Annotated in this window: 13 protein-coding genes; 5 read left to right on the plus strand and 8 right to left on the minus strand. The window is 49.9% G+C overall.

Annotation, left to right across the window (positions count from 1 at the left end; translation table 11 throughout):
* Window positions 1–528: 528 nt before the first annotated feature.
* Entirely contained in the window at window positions 529–2,574 is a 2,046-nt protein-coding gene (locus BLQ88_RS01235) for a sigma 54-interacting transcriptional regulator (protein WP_218132873.1), read from the plus strand.
* A gap of 29 nt (window positions 2,575–2,603) precedes the next feature.
* Complete coding sequence (locus BLQ88_RS01240) at window positions 2,604–4,985, plus strand: histidine kinase dimerization/phosphoacceptor domain -containing protein (protein WP_143016772.1); 2,382 nt, start codon at window positions 2,604–2,606, stop codon at window positions 4,983–4,985.
* Window positions 4,986–4,999: 14 nt separating this feature from the next.
* On the opposite strand, the gene BLQ88_RS01245 is transcribed toward BLQ88_RS01240, so the two are convergent.
* From BLQ88_RS01245 to BLQ88_RS01255, 3 genes are read right to left on the minus strand one after another with little or no spacing between them, the layout of a single operon-like run.
* Window positions 5,000–6,592, minus strand: a complete 1,593-nt coding sequence (locus BLQ88_RS01245; protein ID WP_090145916.1) for an MFS transporter — start codon at window positions 6,590–6,592, stop codon at window positions 5,000–5,002.
* Window positions 6,589–7,635: an HlyD family secretion protein gene (locus BLQ88_RS01250; protein WP_090145918.1), complete on the minus strand. Its 1,047-nt coding sequence runs from the start codon at window positions 7,633–7,635 to the stop codon at window positions 6,589–6,591. Before BLQ88_RS01250 ends, BLQ88_RS01245 begins: the two co-directional genes overlap by 4 nt.
* Window positions 7,636–7,654: 19 nt before the next feature.
* Complete coding sequence (locus BLQ88_RS01255; protein WP_143016773.1) at window positions 7,655–9,004, minus strand: TolC family protein; 1,350 nt, start codon at window positions 9,002–9,004, stop codon at window positions 7,655–7,657.
* A 369-nt stretch (window positions 9,005–9,373) separates the two neighbouring features.
* Between BLQ88_RS01255 and BLQ88_RS01260 the strand changes: the two genes are divergently transcribed.
* The gene (locus tag BLQ88_RS01260) at window positions 9,374–9,934 is read left to right on the plus strand and encodes a DUF4833 domain-containing protein (protein ID WP_090145922.1); all 561 of its coding nucleotides are present in this window, start codon (window positions 9,374–9,376) and stop codon (window positions 9,932–9,934) included.
* Here the strand turns inward: BLQ88_RS01260 and BLQ88_RS01265 are convergent.
* From BLQ88_RS01265 to BLQ88_RS01275, 3 genes are read right to left on the minus strand one after another with little or no spacing between them, the layout of a single operon-like run.
* On the minus strand, window positions 9,922–11,505 hold the full coding sequence (locus BLQ88_RS01265; protein WP_143016774.1) for an efflux MFS transporter permease: 1,584 nt from the start codon (window positions 11,503–11,505) through the stop codon (window positions 9,922–9,924). The two genes, BLQ88_RS01260 and BLQ88_RS01265, sit on opposite strands and share 13 nt — an antisense overlap.
* Window positions 11,502–12,554, minus strand: coding sequence for an HlyD family secretion protein (locus tag BLQ88_RS01270; protein ID WP_090145926.1), 1,053 nt, complete (start codon window positions 12,552–12,554; stop codon window positions 11,502–11,504). The genes BLQ88_RS01265 and BLQ88_RS01270 overlap by 4 nt, the downstream gene beginning before the upstream one ends.
* Before the next feature lie 20 nt (window positions 12,555–12,574).
* A complete protein-coding gene (locus BLQ88_RS01275) occupies window positions 12,575–13,912 on the minus strand; it encodes a TolC family protein (RefSeq protein WP_090145928.1) in 1,338 nt (445 codons plus the stop codon).
* A gap of 126 nt (window positions 13,913–14,038) precedes the next feature.
* On the opposite strand from BLQ88_RS01275, the gene BLQ88_RS01280 reads away from it, so the two are divergent.
* Window positions 14,039–14,914: a helix-turn-helix domain-containing protein gene (locus BLQ88_RS01280; protein WP_090145930.1), complete on the plus strand. Its 876-nt coding sequence runs from the start codon at window positions 14,039–14,041 to the stop codon at window positions 14,912–14,914.
* A gap of 10 nt (window positions 14,915–14,924) precedes the next feature.
* On the opposite strand, the gene BLQ88_RS01285 is transcribed toward BLQ88_RS01280, so the two are convergent.
* Window positions 14,925–16,124 (minus strand): winged helix-turn-helix domain-containing protein, encoded by a 1,200-nt coding sequence (locus tag BLQ88_RS01285; RefSeq protein WP_090145931.1) that lies wholly within the window; start codon window positions 16,122–16,124, stop codon window positions 14,925–14,927.
* Window positions 16,125–16,258: 134 nt separating this feature from the next.
* On the opposite strand from BLQ88_RS01285, the gene BLQ88_RS01290 reads away from it, so the two are divergent.
* Window positions 16,259–18,661 (plus strand): GNAT family N-acetyltransferase, encoded by a 2,403-nt coding sequence (locus BLQ88_RS01290; RefSeq protein ID WP_090145933.1) that lies wholly within the window; start codon window positions 16,259–16,261, stop codon window positions 18,659–18,661.
* Window positions 18,662–18,737: 76 nt separating this feature from the next.
* On the opposite strand, the gene BLQ88_RS01295 is transcribed toward BLQ88_RS01290, so the two are convergent.
* Window positions 18,738–19,817, minus strand: coding sequence for a sensor histidine kinase (locus BLQ88_RS01295; protein ID WP_090145935.1), 1,080 nt, complete (start codon window positions 19,815–19,817; stop codon window positions 18,738–18,740).
* Between the last annotated feature and the right edge of the window lies 1 nt (window position 19,818).

Consider the following 19,818-nt stretch of genomic DNA (forward strand, 5'->3'; position numbering starts at 1 on the left):
GTATGCCAGTTAGCGGAGTCAAACACGTGCCAAGTCAGGCAATCCCTTTAAAAAGCCATTTGCACGCTTGTATGGCCCTTTTTGCAGTCGGTCACATGGATGACCCGGCTGTATTACTCCAAATGGAAGAAGAAATCCAAAAAACTGGATGGCGGAGGTGGCTGGTTTGTTGTTGCCGGTTACAGTGCACGAGGCATCATCGTCGTGCACGGCGGCATTTTCATATTTGGATAACTCCAAAAAATTGGAGTTATCGCAACTGTTCGTAGTTATCAGGCCAAAATATCGTGTGGGCCAGGGCCTTCGGAATGGCCGATTGGTGCGTGAGAACTATAAAAAAACTTGGTATATTTATAATAATCGCGGTTATTTTTAATGTAACACTCAGTAAATTAGCCGCTTACTAGCCAGCTCGCGCTGTCGTGGCAATTTACCTGCCAACCTGTTTCCCTAGGATCGTTTGGAAGGTATAGTTATTTCTAAAATATGAAATTGGTCGATATCTCAACATTATAGCCGTTTGAATCAATGCAACCATCATCCAGCCTTTCCATCGACAACTCTTCCTGCAATATCCTGATTGTGGAAGACGAATACATTATTGCCAACAACCTTGAAATCATATTGACTAATGCAGGCTATACGGTACAGGGAAGTGCAAATTCGGTTGCCCGCGCACTGGATCTGATCGGGCAGCAAACGCCCGATATGGTATTGCTGGATATCTATCTGAAAGGGAATGAGACGGGCATTGACCTCGCTAAACAGCTGGAAGAGCTCAATATCCCCTTTATTTACATTTCCGCCAATGACAACCAGAGCGTGCTGGAAGCGGTAAAAGCCACTCAGCCAAGTGGTTATATCGTCAAGCCTTTCCGTGAAAAGGATGTGCTGACGACCCTGGAAATCGGGCGGTACCGGCATTCGCACAGTGTGGAGGTGAAGTTGCGGGAGGAAAAGGCGTTGCAGATTGCCCTTACCGAGGCATTGTCGGACGAGGGCAGCTGGGAAAGCAAGCTATTGACGGCGGCTCAATTGTTGCAGAAGCATATTCCTTTCGATTTTCTGACGATCCGGCATAAGAGCCTGCGTGCAACCCATGATTACAATTTCTACCGGGTAGGGTTTGAGGAGTACCAGGTGCTGAGTGTGCAGGAGATTTTACAGATGACCAATTCGAAGATCAACCAGCCGATGCTTTCGTCGGACAGCCACCATTCAAACGAGCCGGTGCGCTATTCGGAAGACGAAATGGATACGTTGTTCTTCCAAAACCCTTATGTACGGCTGCTGGCCAAAACGTTTCGCCTGCAATCGGCGCTGGTAATCCCGCTGATCCTGGGGAATGGTGAGCGGTTCAACATATGCCTTCTCAGCCGGAATCCGCGGCCCTACACGGCGTCGCACCAGGCGCTACTGAGCCGGCTGGAACAACCGCTCATGCTGACGCTCGAAAGGGTGATGGCCTACGAGGAAGTAGCCCGCCTGAGCGAAAAGCTGAAACAGGAGAACTCTTATTTACAGGAAGAAGTAAAAGCATTCGCAAATTTTGAGGAGATCATCGGAAAAAGCGAAAGCTTGCTGCACATATTTAATCTGGTCACCCAGGTGGCTCCGACGGATACGACGGTATTGATAATGGGCGAAAGCGGTACAGGTAAGGAATTGATTGCCAGGGCTATCCATAATCAATCTCTCCGAAAAGACAAGATACTGGTCAAGATTAACTGCGCCACATTACCCGCCAACCTCATTGAATCAGAACTATTTGGCCATGAAAAAGGGGCATTTACCGGCGCGGTTGAAAAGCGGATCGGCAAGTTCGAACTGGCGCACGGAGGTACCATATTCCTGGACGAAATGGGCGAGTTACCGCTCGAATTGCAGGCGAAATTATTGCGGGTGCTGCAAGAGAAGGAAATCGAACGGATAGGAGGCAAAACGCCTATCAGAACGGATGTGCGCGTGATTGCAGCCACCAACCGCGACCTGGAAGTCGAAGTGACCGAAGGCCGTTTCAGGATGGACCTTTTTTTCAGGTTGGCGACATTCCCGCTGACGTTGCCTGCGCTGCGTGAACGCAAGGAAGACATTAGCCTGCTTGCCCATTTCTTTGCCCGGAAACTGACCCGCAAGCAAGGAAAGCCATTTCTGGGTTTCTGCGATACGGCGCTCAGCGAGTTGAACAATTACACCTGGCCCGGTAATATCCGTGAGCTCGAAAATGTGATAGAACAGGCTGTCATTCTGAGTAATGGCCAAATGCCGCTGGCGCTCGGCAGACCGCTTCAAAAGCGATCGTTCTCGATCAATGCCAGGCAGGGCCAGCCCGAAAGCAGCAAGGCATTCGGGCAAGTGCCGGTTAACCCACCCAAAAACTTGTCGGAAATGAAGCAGATGCAGCGGCTGACCGAGCGGGAATACATCCTGTCGATCCTTAACCAGACGAATGGACGCATCCGCGGCGCCGGCGGTGCAGCCGAGCTGCTGAACCTCAGACCGACCACACTTGAATATCGAATTGAAAAAATGGGTATCCGCAAAATGCTAACCATTCAATCTCCTGATTCTTAATTACACACTGACGACAAACGGTAAATTTCGTGAAACTCACTATGCCCCGCCCCGGATCGGTCCGTCTTATTTTGCTGATAGCATGGCTTGGCTTTGGAGGCTTTCCGACGCGGGCGCAACCCATCCACCCTTCCGTTGCCAAACCCGATACCCATCAGATCAAAGCGTTAGTCGCACTGGGTAAAAAGAAGCTCCGGCCAACCTACACCCGAAAAGCCGACCGGGATAGCGCACGTTTACTTTTTCAGCAGGCAGAAACGATCAGTGCCAGGCTAGGTAATCAGAAGTGGCTCGAAGAAAGCCAGAGCCTGATCGGCATTACCTATTTGCTGGGTAACAATTGGCCGGAAGGCAAAGCCTATTTTATGAAGGTGGTCCGGGAAGGCCGGAAGCGGGGCGACAAGGCCGGGGAAATCAGCGCGCTGCTCAGGATGTCGACTACGGTTTTTTGCGACGATTGCCGTGAAAACCGGACCGCATTGGAGCGGGCGCTGACGCTCGCACGCGAGACCGGTGACCAGTCGCAGCAAATGCTTATACTGATGGAAATGGGTTACCAGGATTTCCAGCTGCATGCGGGAGATACCCGCGAGGCCGAAAGCAAAGCATTGCAAGTGCTGGCCATTCAAAACAAAATCGGTTCAAAGCCGTTGACCGACGCCTACCATGCACTGGCCGGGGCAAGTGTTTACAAAATGCCGGGTGAATACGGCTATTTGTCCAATGCCTACTATTTTTTGTCGGATATCAGCCAGGCCAAGGGTGATTTAAACCAGAAACTCTTTTACATTCTTAAAGTCGTCAGGGATGCCGAGGAAAGCGGCGAGCCCGACGAGCTGGACTATGCGTATTACAGGTTGGGCAATGCCTATTATGAGCTGGGGCAATTCGAGAAAAGCATAATCTATTATCAGAAATCCCTGGCGCTCAGCCGTAAAAAGGGAGAATTTATGGTGCAAACGGCACTCGCCAACCGGATGGCTATCACCCTGCTGAAACAGGGAAAGCCGCGGGAGGCGTTGCGGTTTTTGCAGGATGTGGTGCGCAAAAATCTGCCCTATACCTACGAAGATGTAATGCTTCTGGCCCAATCCTTCGGCGCCTGTTACGATGCGCTGAATCAATACCATGTCGCCGAGACCTATTACCTCCGAAGCGTGGCATGGAGCGAGGAGATCACCTCGGGATTCCGGTATGCGGCGTGGCGGAAGATCAGCCAGTTTTATACAGCGCACGGTCGGTTTGAAAAAGCATCCCCATATCTGACCCAGTTACTCGCTGCTCCCGCGAAAAAGATTATTCCGAGCCATCAGATTGAAATTTACTGGATGCGCTTCAAAGTGGATTCGGCCCGTGGCAATTACCGGTCGGCCATCACGCATTATCAGAAGTTCAAAGCATTGAATGATTCGGTTTTCAACGAGACAAAAAGCAAACAGATCACGCAACTGAGCATCCAGTACGAAACCGGGAAAAAAGATCAGGATCTGAGGCTTAAAGAACAGGCCATTCAACTATTAACGGAAAAGAGCAGGCTGCAACAAAACCAGTTGCGGCAGGCTACGTATATCCGGAACGGTATTTTCGCGGGGGCTGTGCTGCTGATCCTGTTGCTCGGCCTGGGGTTCAAGGGTTACCGGGTAAAAAAGCATATCAATGGGCTGCTGGAAGCGAAGCAGGTCGAAATCAACCGTAAAAACCATGATCTCCAACTGATTGTGGAGGAGAAAGACCATTTGCTGGTCGACAGGGAGCAATTGCTGACGGATAAGGACCGGCTCCTGGAAGAGCGCGAATGGATGTTGAGAGAAATGCACCACCGCGTGAAGAACAACCTTCAAATCATCACAAGCCTGCTGCATTCGCAAGGGTCGTTCCTGAAAGATAAGGAGGCTTTCGCCGCAATCCGGGAGAGCCAGAACCGCGTGCATGCGATGGCATTGATTCACCAGAAACTCTACCAGACCGACCGGCTGTCCAGTGTTCCGATGGACGATTACATTCGGGAAATTGTCGACTATCTCACCAATTCATTTGATCGCGGTACCATTATCCGCCGGGAGTTTGATATAGACCTCGTGGACCTGGACATTGCATTTGCCGTACCGTTGGGGTTGATCCTGAACGAGGCGGTGACCAATTCCCTTAAATATGCTTTTCCGGGAGGCCGGTCGGGTACTTTGCGAATTGAATTTAAAGAGCAAGGATACAGAACTTACCGGCTTGTGATTGCAGATGACGGGGCCGGGTTTCCGGCGAATCTGAATCCTAATCTGAGCCGCACGCTGGGTATGAGCCTTATCCGTGGATTGAGCGAGCAGATAGACGGTACTTTGAGCATTACGCAGCAGGAAGGCGTGCAGATCAGCCTCACGTTTTTCGAAGATAAGGCATCGAGAATCCCCGCCTGACCAGCCCTGGCGGATCACTGGCCGTCCTTGCGTGCGAGTAAACTCTGGCCCAGTTTGAAGATGGGCGGTGCAAAACAGATTACTGCAAGGAGCAGGATCAGAATGCATATCATGATCATAAAGACATTCATATTAGATCGCAGCTGGCTCTGAACGGCTAAACTTTTACTTACTTCCACAAAAGCCAATGTCCGCGCCTGCGCTCCCGGAAATCCCAGGGACTCGTACAATGCGACATTCTGGGTAATGGTTGCCGTAAAGTTCTGGTCAAAGTCGGTCAGGTTTCTTAAAAGCGCCTGCTTGTTGAGGAGGTTGTAATACCGCTGCATGGAGAAGAATGCCGAAATGCTGATCACCGACGATGCAAACCGGGCCATGGTAGCCATCACCGTAGCCGAAACGCCGGTGTACATCGGGGCCGTTGATACGACGAACCGGACAATTGGCACAAACAAAACACCACATGCGGTGCCTTGCAGGAAAACGGGGATGATCAGCTGATTGAATGAAATATCGCTGGAATAGCTGAAATACATCCACAAATGGTAGGCCAGCATGAGGGAAAAGCCGGCTAAGAATGCATACTTGTTTGCAACAGTTTTCAAAACCACGGGCAACGCCATTATCCAGATACCTAGCACAATGCCGGCAACATTGGTAAGGGCCAGCATGATCAACCGCTCAATCGGCCATTGCAATATGGCCGAGCTATATGCATAGACGATGTTCAGGCTGTCTTTCACTACATAAAATAGTATGAGCAGGATAATGCCAATGTAGAAACTGGGCGACTTGAATGTGTCCAGGTGAATGTACGGCCGCTTTAAGAACGACTGCCGGTACAACAAGAGCCCGAATGAATTAGCCGAGACAACGGATGAGCAAAGGATGACCGGATCATCAAACCAGTCTTTGGACGGACCATAAAGTATCGTGTATGCAAAAGATACCAGCGCAACCAGGTTCAAAGTGGCGCTTGTCCAGTCGAGTTGGTACAGCGGGTATTTTTTTAAATTGTTTGTCGGGTTCAATATCAAAAACACCAGCACAAGCGTGCTGCATTGGATCATGGTCATATAGTAGTAAATATTCGTCCACTCGATATTGCTCACCACCCAGCCGGAAAGTATCCCGATAATCACACCCGAACACAGCACAGTCCCGAAAAACATCGATAGGCCCACCGTCGGGATTTTAGCAGGCGGAAGAACGGAGAATATGAGCGTCAGTGCCGATGCGGCAATGACGCTGACTGCGAAGCCGGTGAGCAGGCGAAGGAAGATAAATACATAAATGTCGCTCACAAATAGGTGGCTCACACTCAGCAGGATACTCGCTAAAAGCGCGGTCGCCAGCATATTCCGGGTCTCGAAGTAACGTACAAACCGAAACTGGAAGGGTAGCGCAGCGACGATGCCGCAATAGGTTATTTGCAATGCAAACGACACATCCTGAGGCTCGGCCCCAAAATAGGCCATTACATAATTCTGCGTCATTCCGAACACGACGAACTGCACGGTGCCGGTTGCCAGGATAAAAACCAGCGCGATTCGGATTCCTAGTGGCCATTGCAGGGCCCAGGGCTTGAAGTAAGTGGGCGTTCTCATTGGCGTGATACTTTTTGGGCAGACACGATTACACTCATTCCCGCTCTCAGTAAGTCCACATCGCCCCGTGTAAGTTTGATTTTCACAGGAATCCGTTGAACAACCTTTACAAAGTTTCCGGTCGAATTATCCGGCGGCAAAAGGGAGAATTTGGAGCCGGTACTGGGTGAAATCGCTTCGACTTGTCCATAATACCGCTTGCCGTTCAGGCCGTCGACCGCGATGGAAACGTCCTGCCCGATGTACAAATGTCCCAGCTGGGTCTCTTTGAAATTGGCCGTAACCCATTTTTCTTTCTTGTTCACAATGGACACGAGCGGCTGGCCCGGCTGGATTTGCTGGCCTTCGATAATGGTCTTTCTGCCCACCTGCCCGTCATAGGGTGCCGTGATCACTGTGTATCCAAGATTTATTCTGGCGAATGTGAGTTGTGCTTGCTTCTTTTTGATATCGGCCAGGATCAATGCCCTCCGGCTTTCAAGTTCCGCTATTCTTGCATATGTGGATTTGAGATTTTCTTCCGCGCTGCTGAACTCGCTTGCTGCCACGTCGTGGCGTGCGGTAATCTGTTCCAGTTCCTGCCCGGTAACGGCCTCTTCATCAATCAGATTCTGGTAGCGGGCCAGGTCTTTGCGTTGCTGCGTCAGCCGCGCATTCGCGCCGCGAATTTGGTGTCTGTTAACCAAAGCCCCGATGTGGGCGGCCTGGATGCCCGCCGAAAGTACGGTTAACTGCGCTTCCGCGTCTTCGAGTGTCGCTTCGGCTTCGAGCAGTTTGGCGCGATATTCCCGGTCATCGATGACTATCAGGGTATCGCCCTTTTTGACTTGCTGATGTTCGGTGTAAAGGACCCGCTGAATGTATCCGCCGGCACGCGCCGAAATGGGGTTGATATAGGCTTCCACCTGAGCATCATTTGTTTCTGCAAATTCATTGCTCCGTATCATGTAGTCCGAAGTGTAGCTTAATATGGCCAGGATCAACAGGAGCGCGGCTCCGTTTGTGAGTAACCGGCCAATGGGGCTTTTGGAAGAAGTTGTCATGTTTTCTGAATTGAATAGGTTATAATGTTCCCTGCGCGAAGCGAAGCTGGTGGTAATAGTTGAGCGCGTCCACCTGCGCACGTACGAGGCTATACTTCGACTCCTGAAATAGGTTATCGGCATCCAGGAGGTCGATCAACAGCGCCAGTTGGTTATAGTATCTGGTGCTTACGATCCGGTAATTGTCCTCGGTTTGCTCAATGGTTCTCTTTGCGACGGCAATTCTGGTCAAAGATTCCTGGTATTTGATGTAGAGTGCGGTAATCTGGTCGGTCACATTGTCTGCCACGTTCTGCTCCGCCTGTTTCGCGATCTGGATCCTGACGGTCGCAGCCGATTCCTTGTATTTGTTGTGATAAAGCGACGATAGCTGATACTGCACTCTCAGCCCGACAAACCCGACGGAATAGGCCTGATCCACAGGCGGGAAAAAAAGGTTATTAGGATACGATAAGTTATAAGCTCCGAACAGCGCCAGCGTCGGCCTGTAATTGCTTCTTACCAGCGTAAGCCGGGTTTGTGAAATCTCCTCCGCTATCATCGCCTTCCTGACCAGGAAAGATGATCCAGCCGAGCCGTATTGATCGGCCGATGGCGGCATGGTGATTGGCAGGGCAATCCGAGCCGAATCTGTCGGTACGATATCTTCCTCGTCTTTTTTGTTCAATAGTAATTTCAACCGGTTGGCAATAATGCGGCGGTCGTTCATTACTTTCTCGGCCAGCAGCTGCACATTGGCCAGCACCACTTCCGATCTAAGCACATCGTTTCGGGTAACTCTTGTATTCTTGTACAATACCCGGATGTTGTTCAGCCGGGTTTCGGCCCGGGCGAGTTGCTCGCCAACCAGTTTTTGCTGTTCAATACTATTTACCAATTCAAAATACTGCACACACACCTGCAAGCTGATGCTGCTCTCCTGTTCGAGCAGGTTCAATGCTGCGAGGTCGCTACGCTGTTTTTGCTCCTGGATCTGCGTTTTCTGACGGCCACCCGTGTAGAGGTTCATAGATGCTTCGACGCTGGTGCCGGCACTGTTGGGGCCGGGTATGCGGGTAATGCTCCGCGAATCCCAAAGCCCATCCGAAAACAAGGTAACCTTGCTGAACCGCTGGTAGAACGCGCCCATGGTTATTTGGGGTAAAATCGCATTCCTGCTGTCGTTGTAATCTGCAATGCTTACCAGCTGTTCCTGATAGGCGATTTTGTTCCATTGATTATTTTCCCGGGCAAGGGCAAGAGCCTGGTCCAGCGACAACCGGGTTTGTGCATTGGTTCGCAGGGCAATGACGGTGAGCCCCACGATGACGAGCCATGATTTGTAATGAAAGTGGTCTTCCTGATGCTTTCCCATCGTAGTGGTACTCAATTGAGCTTTGCTTGTCAGGAAACATATAAGGCAAAGCACCTGCCACACGGGTATCGGGAAATGGATAGACGGCCCTCGTGTGTGCCCAAACCCGCCCGTTTTCGCAGTCAGCCAGGCACATAGCCATTCCCGGACCAAATTTTCCTCTCGGGCGAAAAAATATTTCCCTCGGTGGAAAGTCCCGAAAAGCCGCTGTTTACCTCCAATTTTTCGGAGTTTCTTCTGGATTAATACAAGCCTTCGTCTCGCTGAACCGACCTCGCAGGTGCCTCAGTCACTAGCAGGGGCAGTTTGGACCCACGCCCGGCGCTGGCATTTACTTTGACGCGTTGATAGCATCCCGGACAGGGACCAATCGACACAAATGCTATGAAAACAATTATCTTGCTAATCCTGCTGTCGTTCGTCGGGGCGCTCGATCCGCTTTGGAATGGAAATGGTATTTTACGGAACCCATTGCAGGATACGTTCCCTGTGCCGACCGGGATACCCGACCTCTTGTTTTACATTCAGCGCGACCTCAATGCAAACACCGTTTGCTACGTTCCCAATTTGGACAAGAGCGGCAAGCTGAATGCCCGCGCTCCAATCGATATGTTTTGGCTGAAATCCGAAGAAAACGGGGAGCGTGCGCCATTAAATTACGTACAAAGGAAATTTGCTTATGGAATCAAGGTGCGTAATCGTGGAACGGAGGAGTACGAAGTAACCCTGGCCGCTTGCTCAAAACGGTTACTTTACCTCCGAAAGGATAGCGCCGGGAAGTTTCGCATTTACACCCGCATCAATAACAAATCTTGCACACTCAACCGGGTTTTTATCCGGATAATGGGCGGGACGAAACTGGCGCCTCAGATCGAGTACATCGAACTGACCGGCACAGAACTCGAAAGTGGCAAGGTACTGGCCGAAAAGGTTCAGGTTTCGTGACTTCTTCCCGCTTTCAGGCTTTTTACAATCACCATCATCAGCAGGCAGGTAATAATAATGCCCGAAATGATGGCAACGATCTTGAAAATGGCCATGTTGGTCAAAAGCTGGCTCTGTACCAGGGTATTCCTGAACAATATGCTTTTACCCAAACTAGCAGCCTGCTCCGGCGCGAAGCCCTGGGATGCAAACAGCCGCGTGTATGCGGCCGACCGCTCGGTAAAAAGGAAATTCGTATCAGAAAGGAATGCGAGGAAATTCTCTTTGTTGGACTGATTGTAAAACAACTGCAACGTGTAAAGTCCGGCACTGCTGTTCAGCCCGGCAGCAAGCCGTGCCATAGCGGCGACGGTAATGCCCGCAAATCCGGTATAGGAAGGCAAAGCTGCGAGGGAGAAGCCTACAAGCGGGACGAAGAGCATTCCGCACGCCACGCCTTGCATGAACACGGGCAATGCCAGGTCGCTGAAAGATAAATCGGTGCTGAATAGCTGGTACATCCACCAGTGATAACCCAGCATGACGCCAAAACCGGCCACCATCACCAGCGGCCTTTTCTTGTCGAGCCGGAGCATCAGCCAGGCGGTGCAAGCCATTGCGGTAACCAGGCCGGTAAGGTTTACGGCGGCTAGCTGCATAACATCATTGCTGTTCCATTTGAGCACGCCGCCCGTTAAGCCGTAGATCAGGATGATCGTGTCTTTCATGCCGTAAAAAAGCGTGAGCAGTAATATGCCGAGCAGGAACTGGCCCGATTTGAAAATATGCAGATGAAGGTAGGGACGCTTGCTGTGACTTTGGCGAAACACAAACAAAATGACGCTCACCAAAGCGCCGGAGGCAGCCGCTACAATGCGCGGATCACTTAACCAATAGTATCTCGGGCCGTAGAGAAACACATAAACCGTTAAAGTGAGGATGCCGGTGGCGAGCAGGAAGCTAACCCAGTCAACCTGGTACAGCGGGTAAGGTTTTGCGCCGGAGTGGCTTCTGAAAATAAGCAGCATGAGCACCAGGCACAGGATTTGGGCAAGCATTAAAAACAGGTAGATATGCTGCCATTCCATTTGGTCGGCCACGGCGGCGGTGGCAAGTCCGGCAATGGTAATGCCTCCCAACGCCGAGCCATAGAACATGGTGGAACCGATAATTTGTCCGGAACCCGGTTTCAGCAAACCGAAAATCAAGGTGAGCATGCGCCCACCAAATGCGGCTGTGAGGAAGCCGGTCAGGAGCCGGAGCACCATAAAAACATGGATATCGCGCACCTGCATGCTCAGAAAGCTCATTCCTATCGCCAGCACCATGATCGTGATCAGGTAACTCCGGGCCTCGAAGTAACGCAATAACCGGAATTGAATGGGTAGCAATGCAATAATGCCGACGTAGGTGATCTGAACGGCGAAGCTGACGTCTTCCGGCTGTGCACCGAATGCCGCGATGACATAGGTCTGGTTCAATGCGAACAATCCGAATGGCGCAAGTCCGACTAGCAGCATCACCAGCAGCAGGATGTACAGGAGCGGCCGGTAACGCATTGCCCAATTTTGGAAATATTGTGGGCTCGTCATGGCTGTGGTGCTTTCGCGATCGACACGGTCGCATTCATTCCTACCTTCACTGCATTAAGATCCTGATCGGTGAGGATGATCTTCACCGGAACACGCTGGGTGATTTTTACAAAATTGCCGGTGGAATTGTCGGGAGGCAGCAATGTAAACTTCGAACCGGTAGCGCCGGAGATCGATTCGATCACGCCGTGGTAGGTCTTGCCCGGCAATGCGTCCAATGCAATGCTGACTGCCTGGCCTGGCTGCATGCCAGCAACCTGGGTTTCCTTATAGTTAGCGGTTACCCATTTATTACCCTCGTTAATGATCGATACCAGTGGCTGCCCCGGCTGGATTTGCAGGCCTTCATGAATGGTCCGGCGGCCTAGTCTGCCTGTAAAAGGTGCCGTTACCACCGTGTAGCTGAGGTTGACCCTTGCGAAATCGAGTTGCGCGGTTTTGCGTTTGATATCGGCCAGCAGCAATGCCTCACGCGCTTCCAGTTCCTTAATCCGCGAAAAGCTCGTGGTAAGTGTATGCTGCGAAGCATTGTAATCGTTCGAAGCGACATCATACCTTGCCTTTACCTGCTCGAACTCCTGACCGGTAACCGCTTCTTCCTGCAACAGGTTACGAAAGCGCTTCATATCCTGCTCCTGCTGCCAGAGCCTCGCCTTGGCGGATAGTATCTGATCCTCATTGACGGTGGTGGCTGTACGCGACGCGCGGATGGACGCGTGCAGTACCACCAGTTGCGCACGCGAGTCTTCGAGTGCCGCTTCCGCTTCGGCCACGCGGATGCGGTACTCGCGGTCGTCCAGGACGATCAGCGTGTCGCCGCGGTTGACGATCGCATTCTCTTCAAAGCGTATTTTGGCAATGTAGCCACCCACGCGGGCGGAGACCGGGTTCACGTAGGCTTCAACCTGTGCATCGTTGGTCTCTTCCGATTGGCTTTGTTTGAAAAAATATTTGCTCAGATAATACAGGGTTCCTGTTATAAAAACCAGCGTAACCGCGGTGATGGTCAGGTTGATTATGGATTTCTTTTTCTTAACGGCAGTTTCCATGGTTGTGATGGTGGGATGGTTTATAATTGGCCTTGTGCATAGAGCAGTTTGTAGTAGAATACCCGCTCGTCGGCGTGTGCCCTGACCAGGTTGTAATTGGATTCCAGAAACAGGTTATCGGCATCGAGCAGGTCGGTAAGCAGCGCCGTCTGATTCAGGTACTTTGTATTGGTTATCCGAAGATTGGTGCGCGTTTGCTCGATGGATTCCTCTGCAACCCGGATCCGGCTCAGCGACTCGCGGTACTTGATCTGTGCCGAACTGATTTCCGTTCCCACCTGATCCGAAATCACCTGCTGTTGCAGGTACATTCCCGCGAGGCGCGAACGGGCCGCCGCCATTTTCTGCTTCGAGTGGTAGAAGGCAGAGAGATGAATCCCGGTTTTAATTCCCACATAACCTACCGAATACCATTGGGCAACCGGGGGAAAGAACAGGGTATTGGGATAATTGAGCCCATAGGCGCCCACCAGCTGGACAGTAGGGTAGTAGCTGCTTTTAATGAGGCGAATGCGCGACTCCTGCAACCGGATATTTTCGCCAAATCGTTGCAGGACGTAGGAATTGTTTGGTTGATGAAGCATAGGCTCCGTTGCATAGGAGCGCCCGGTCTGCATTTCCGCAGGGTTCCGGGGTAGTATTTTGGTAGAATCCGGCAGGTTCAGGAGCACATTCAGGCGATAGTTCGCGATGGCAAGGTCGTTGGCGGCCTGCTCCCTGTTGAGCTTATTGGCCGAAAGTACCACCTGCGCACGGAGCAGGTCCGTTTTCGTGACCCGCTCGTTGTTGAATAGGGCGGTAATGTTTTTCAACCGGATCTCAGCGCGCTTGATTTGCTCGCCGATCAGGGAATCCAGCTTGTTCAGCCGCACCATTTCCATGTATTGCACCACGGTTTGCAATGCTACATTGCCCTGGATATCCGTCGTATTGATCTTCTCGATCCGTGTCCGGATTCCCGCTTCTTCGATAAATGTCCGCTGCCGCCCGCCCGAATATAAGGTGAACTCCGCACGCGTGCCTGCGTTTACGCCGTTCGGGCTGGGCCTGCGCGTGAGCGAATGTGAATCCGACAAGCCGTCTTCGAAAAGCGTCAGTTTTGAATAGCGGTCGTACTCTGCACCGAACGACCATTGGGGAAGTATCGCGTTTTTGGCATCCTGGTGCTCCGCCGCACTTGCATTCTCCTGTTGTTTGCTGGCAGCGACGGCCTGGTTCTGTGTCCTGGCCTTTTCAATGGCTTCCTCCAACGTGAGCGGCAGCGGCTGGGCAAGCGCCGACCCCGACAATACTGCCAAAGACAGTATGCTTGCCAGTATGATGACCGGGGCTTTTTTGGGAATTATAGTATTCATCATGTTCGTCTTTTAGTCCGGGGAGGACCTTTTATGATGCAAATTTCCCCACGCACGACCACTTTTAATCGTCGATATTTCGGCACTTTTGGTCGGTTCTGCGGATATTTGCAAACCTACACGTAACTCATGAAGCCAATACCTCAATACAATATCGGGCAGCTGCAAAGCTTCTTCCGCACCGACGAAGTCCCGCACGATTACTTTTTCGTTCGAGAGGATTCTTTTGGCATGTACGAGTCGGAGCCATTCCGTACCGAAACTTACGCGATCGCATTCCTGCGGAAAGGCACGTTCGTGTTACATGGCGGTCTTGAAAGGGTGGAACTTGCAGCCCCTTGTTTGTTCGCTATGGGGCCCCACGTAATCCGGCAGTTTGAAAGGGGGGATCAGGAGCCGCTGCTCGACGTCGTGTTTTTTACGGGGAGATTTTTTCTGAGCGACCTCCCGGATGTGTTTTTTCTTTCGAAATTTCAATTTTTTGAACAAAACCGGCCAAGCTTTTTCCGGGTCGACGTCAGCCAGGAGAAGAGATTTACCTCACTCTACGAGCAAATCCGGACGGTTTTATCCGAAAAACATCTCCACGAATCGCAGCTGATCAAAAGCTATGTCAATATCCTGATCCACGAATTTGATTCCGTAATGCGCAGCTGCATTACCGCGGTTCCCGAAGACCAGGGAACACCGGCATTGATCGCCAACTTTAAATCGCTGCTCGTCCGCGACTTCAAAAGTCAGCGGGCGGTCGCCTATTATGCCGATAAACTGAATGTGACGGCCAAATATCTTTCCGAATTACTTAAAGAAAAGACAGGACGATCAGCGAGTCAATGGATTAACGAGGCGATTGTCCTGGAAGCCAAGGTACTGTTACAACGCAGCGATTACACGGTAGCGAAAGTCAGCGAGCAACTGAATTTTTCGGATCAGTCTGTATTCGGGAAGTTTTTTAAGGCCAATACCGACATGTCACCGGCGGCTTATAAGAAGTCTGTGGGTTGATTAAATGGCCCTAGGTTCTCCCCAAAAGGCCTTCCAGGATCGTTTCCAGGTATGGCTCATTGTTGGATTTTTTGAAAACAAATTGCTGGCACTGATTGAACCGCGCAAATGCGCCGAGGGCATCTACCAGCTTTCCCAACGTTACTTCTGACAGCTCAACCGCCTCAAAGTGCAGGTTATGCACTATCAGCTCTTTTCGCTTGCGGTCTGCCTTCGCATCCATCCTCGCGATAAATGTTGCCCCGGCGAGTATGGGGAGTGAAAAATAGCCATACCGACGTTTTGCAGCCGGCACGAAGCATTCGATCTGATAGTCGAAGTCAAAAAAGTCTTTCAGACGGTGGCGGAAGACATTCAGAATATCAAATGGCGAAAGAATGAAAATCTGATCGGATATCTGCGCATCTACGTCCTGGCTGGCCAGCATATATAAAGGCCCTTTCAAACCGGCTATCGCAACCTGTTTTAGCTCACCTTCTGCAAACATTTTTTCAAGCTCTTTTTTAACCAGGTTTCCTTTCACGTGGCGGGCGCGCCAGGCTATCTCCTTCGTATAGGCAATTCCAAGCGCTCCCAGCGTCCTTCGGATCACAAATCGCGCATATTCCCGGGAGCTCGGCATGGATAGGTCGGTATCCGTTGGCAATACACTCTGGGGCAATGTATAGACTTTCTGAAAGGTCTTTGTGCGCTGGATCATCAGCTCGCCATCGAGGTACAGTCTTTCGAGCGCCACTTTGGAAGGCCGCCAGTCCCACCAACCGGAGCTTGCCTTGTCGCGATCGTTTTCAAAGTCACCTACCATCAGCGTCTGTTCGCGCTGCGCCCGGTTGAGAACCTGTTTCATCAAGGTTATCTCATTTTCAGTAAGCGGCTTGCGCTGGGTTTTGAACGCATGTTTGACCGGCAGGGAGAAACGGAATTCGTGCATCGGCAAATAGCCCGCATCCGAGGCGAAATATTCGAAAATACTGCCGTCCTGGCAAAGCTCTGTCAGCCATTCGGTGCGGTACCCGGGTATGCGGGCAGCCATCACATGGTGATGCGCCCGCTCCACTACGTAGTTCGTGTCCAGCTGCACAAAACCCAGGTGGTCGATCAACCGGTAAACGGCCTCGATCCCCGTGCCGAACTGCGCCTTTCGGGCAAGGCCTGCCGCATTAAGTATGATTTTTCTCGCCTGGCTTTTCGAGAGTGTGAGTGTTTGCATGGTGGTAAGGTAAGGGATTCGATTGGACGCATTGAGCTGTCGGCTGTGAACTTGATGTATTTTCTTTATGTGGGCGTTTCTGCAAGAGCATAGAAATTGTATATTGGCTCACAAACCCAAGCAGCTGATTATTAATGATAAAGTCTTTTAAACTCGACCTTCCTTCTAGCGATCAAATAGAAGTCATCAGTTCAGAAACGGATCTTTTAGACAAAAATTCCAGGCTGGATGAATTCTACACACAATACAAAATAGCTTTCCCTGAAATAACCAGCGAGCGGAAGGATGATCTGCTTCGAAGACTTAATGCGGATGCTATCCCCAACAATTACATAGTCCTGTATACCAGGGATGGCGCCGTCATTGGCGGTCTTATCATGGAATGTTACCCTTGCGGATATGCGTTGCTAACCTATGTTTTTGTCCTCAAAGAATTTGACGGGCAACTTATAGGGACCAGGTTAATAGACTATCTCAAACGGTATATCGATACAGCGATCAACAGGTCCGGAAGACTTGATAAAAGGAAGATCGTTATTTTGGTCTTTGAGGCAAAGATTGATGCAGTCTACAACAACGTTCACTACTCGTCAATATTTGAGTTCTACTTCCGGCAAAACAAACTGGAATGCCAGTTAATCAACTTGTATTATATCGAGCCGATGTCAGGCTCAGACGATTATCTGTTGGGAGTCATTCCAACCGCATCCAGCGGAAATATCAGAGAAACGCTGGCGATCTCCAGTTACCACACTTTTCTGAAAGAACTTTACTATTCTGCTGATCCTGAAAATGCTTCGCGATATCTTGCAGCCGTCAAGAATCGGATCGATGACCGCGTTGAGAATATTCCTATCGTTGAATTTCCCAAGCTTAGAAGCCCGGTTTTGAAAATACCAAAAGTATCGGTAGCCCTTCATATTATTGAGGAAGACCCGGATGACATTTCTTTGTTAAAGGAAAACTATTACTGTAAGATATTTAATTCGTACGAAAAGGATTTATTTTCACAGCGATATGTTCAAAGGTCACCCTATTTTAGTAAGCACATTGATAGTCAGCAGGTCACTATTGAATTTGACGGCATAGTACATTTTACTTCTGAGGGACGAGAAGAAACGTTCATTTTTGTGGACGAGCAAGGCAGAGTTTTAAGTGAGGAAGCGCGCCAGAAGAATGCCAGAGTTTTTATTAATCATACTTATTTTGAATCTGAAAAGAAGTTAATATGGACGTTCGTATTTCACCCGGAAAGTTATTTTAATGAATTCGAAGTCATTCAGCTTGAGAAGTATTTTACAGGGAGTCAAGAGAATGTTGGAGTAGACGCAAACAGGAACCTGGACCTGACCATTAAATTCCTGTATCAAGGGCGAAAGTACTATGATGCTCTGTCACTCGCCAACGCGATTCTCGCAGATCTGAGGTCGAAGTCGAAAACAGCTGGCCGGGCTGACCGAAGCCAAGGCAAGTTAGGCGCAATACTTGCCGGGGCAGTTCAGCTTGATAGTTCAGAGATCGGGTTTTCCAGAGATCCAAAACATAGAGTAAGATTAGTTGAACGGGAACGACACGCTGACTCGTCAAGCCCGCAAGATGATCAATGGAGGTTTATTTATCAGTACTACAACTCTGACGAATCGACGAGAAAGAACGATCAGGGTGTGGATAAATTAAATGAGTTGTATGATAACAACTCCTACTTCGAATATGCACTCAATTCATTTTGCGGAATAGCACTCGGAATATTTGATTTCGAAAGGATGTCTTTTGAGGAAGTTGGCGACACGCTGGTACCGCTCGCTTCAACGGATACATACTTTTTGATTTTGAATAAAAGTTCAATCAGTTGCTTTTGCCACGAGAACAAACTATACGCAAATAGCATCAAATATGGTATCGGCATTAATCCTTATATCATTATACCAAACGCCGTATTAGCTTACAATAGCTTTTGGATTGACCATGGCGAGAAATACCTGGTTGAAGAAAATCCGCCTGAGTTAACAGGTTGGCGTAGACTCTGGATCTTGAACAGGTTTTTTGATAAACGAAATAAAGTGATTTTTGGTCATCAGCTACGACACGAAGTGGCGGAGATTTCAAAAGCTTTGCACGCTGAGCTATTAAATGTTTTTCAGTATGAGACGGAAATCAGCATTTACAATGCCGGTATGGAAAAGCGCGGAATTAACGAGAAACGTACCGAATTAGTGCGTCATAAGAATAAGAAGGAGGATGTTTTGAAAGAGATGGAAATGCGTCGCACAAACTCCCTCGGTATATTATCCATTATCCTTAGTGTGATTTCGCTCACCCAGATCTATCAGTTCGCTGCGGAGGCACGCAAAGCGTGGATATTAGGATTTGACCCGCCAGAAAGTCTTCGAAAGGGTTTGGAAAATGATCCCAGAATCTATATTCCATCATTAAGCATCTCAATAATCTTTTTCTTTGTTTTCGCTTACTTGATTTATAGATTCTATAATGCTGCGGAAAAAGTCAAGTCACGTTCCAGGGATTCAAGGGTCGGATAGCACCCATTAGGAAAGGCAGTCATCTTCCTATCGATGTATCCGGTTGAATCCTCCCTTATTCATAATATGCCATACACTAGCACTGCAAGCTTGGTGAGCATATTTCCAACAACAGTTTAACCTGATATTGCTGATCGTCAACACGGATAAACAAGTGGTGTTTTCCCGGATAAAGCAATGTCAAACGTCTTTCTATCAGTTTTTTGCCGAGACCGGCCGGGTGCATTTCAGGTTGCCTGTTTCCCGTCAGAAGATTTTTGCATTCGAACACGACCTTGTTTTCATCGATTACAAAACGGACGGTAATCGCATTTGGAACTTTCAAATCGGTGTGTTTGAAGGCGTTTTCGATAAAAGGGATGAACAGCATCGGCTCTATCGTTTGAAGTCCGGGATCTCCCTGTACCACATAGTCAAGCGCGCGATCGTTCGAGGTCCGGATCATTTGTAAGGTAATGTACTTCTCGATATAGGCGAGCTCCTGCGCCAGCGGGATCCGGCTGTTTTTGGTTTCGTACAACATGAAGCGCATGATATCCGAAAGCTTGTTCAGGTATGCGGACGCTTTGGCGCTGTTCTTTTCAATGAGGATATCGATGTTGTTGATGGTGTTGAAAAGAAAATGCGGGTCCAGCTGCGACTTGATGAGCGCGAGCTCCATTTCATAGTTCCTTTTGTTGAGCTCTTCCCGCAGTTTAACGTCGTGAAACCAGGATTCAAAACCTTTGATCACAAAACCAATGCAACCGTTGACCAATGCGATAAATGCGAGCGGCAGCCCCAGTCCAACCGCACCGTAAATGCCGTCGTTCACCAGAAATGCGGAGCTGACGACGAATGTTAGCCATACCATACCGGCCAGCGACGCCAGCAGGGCAATTGCCGCAGCCAGCGTGATGAGATTAAAGACGTTTTTCTTCCGGAGATAATAGGGAAACAGAAAGGCATAGGAGGAATAAAAGCCGATCACTCCCGGGATGACCGCAAACCCGGCCATGATCCGGCACCAGTGCGCGAACTGCATGGACGGGCGCTGCGATAATGTCAAAAGGAAAAATAGGACGGCAAGCAGCAGGGCATATAGCGCCCAATACCCGATCTGGAATAGCACACGGGCCGAAAACCTTGATAAAAAATGCCTGTGAAGTCTTTCCATA

Origin of the sequence: Dyadobacter soli, from assembly GCF_900101885.1 — a bacterium.
Taxonomy (GTDB): domain Bacteria; phylum Bacteroidota; class Bacteroidia; order Cytophagales; family Spirosomataceae; genus Dyadobacter; species Dyadobacter soli.

What these genes read in the sequence shown, in the direction of transcription:
- BLQ88_RS01245 (WP_090145916.1), bottom strand. Translation starts at nt 6,592, where the DNA reads ATGAGAACGCCCACTTACTTCAAGCCCTGGGCCCTGCAATGGCCACTA.
- BLQ88_RS01250 (WP_090145918.1), bottom strand. Translation starts at nt 7,635, where the DNA reads ATGACAACTTCTTCCAAAAGCCCCATTGGCCGGTTACTCACAAACGGA.
- BLQ88_RS01275 (WP_090145928.1), bottom strand. Translation starts at nt 13,912, where the DNA reads ATGATGAATACTATAATTCCCAAAAAAGCCCCGGTCATCATACTGGCA.
- BLQ88_RS01235 (WP_218132873.1), top strand. Translation starts at nt 529, where the DNA reads ATGCAACCATCATCCAGCCTTTCCATCGACAACTCTTCCTGCAATATC.
- BLQ88_RS01265 (WP_143016774.1), bottom strand. Translation starts at nt 11,505, where the DNA reads ATGACGAGCCCACAATATTTCCAAAATTGGGCAATGCGTTACCGGCCG.
- BLQ88_RS01270 (WP_090145926.1), bottom strand. Translation starts at nt 12,554, where the DNA reads ATGGAAACTGCCGTTAAGAAAAAGAAATCCATAATCAACCTGACCATC.
- BLQ88_RS01295 (WP_090145935.1), bottom strand. Translation starts at nt 19,817, where the DNA reads ATGGAAAGACTTCACAGGCATTTTTTATCAAGGTTTTCGGCCCGTGTG.
- BLQ88_RS01285 (WP_090145931.1), bottom strand. Translation starts at nt 16,124, where the DNA reads ATGCAAACACTCACACTCTCGAAAAGCCAGGCGAGAAAAATCATACTT.
- BLQ88_RS01290 (WP_090145933.1), top strand. Translation starts at nt 16,259, where the DNA reads ATGATAAAGTCTTTTAAACTCGACCTTCCTTCTAGCGATCAAATAGAA.
- BLQ88_RS01260 (WP_090145922.1), top strand. Translation starts at nt 9,374, where the DNA reads ATGAAAACAATTATCTTGCTAATCCTGCTGTCGTTCGTCGGGGCGCTC.
- BLQ88_RS01280 (WP_090145930.1), top strand. Translation starts at nt 14,039, where the DNA reads ATGAAGCCAATACCTCAATACAATATCGGGCAGCTGCAAAGCTTCTTC.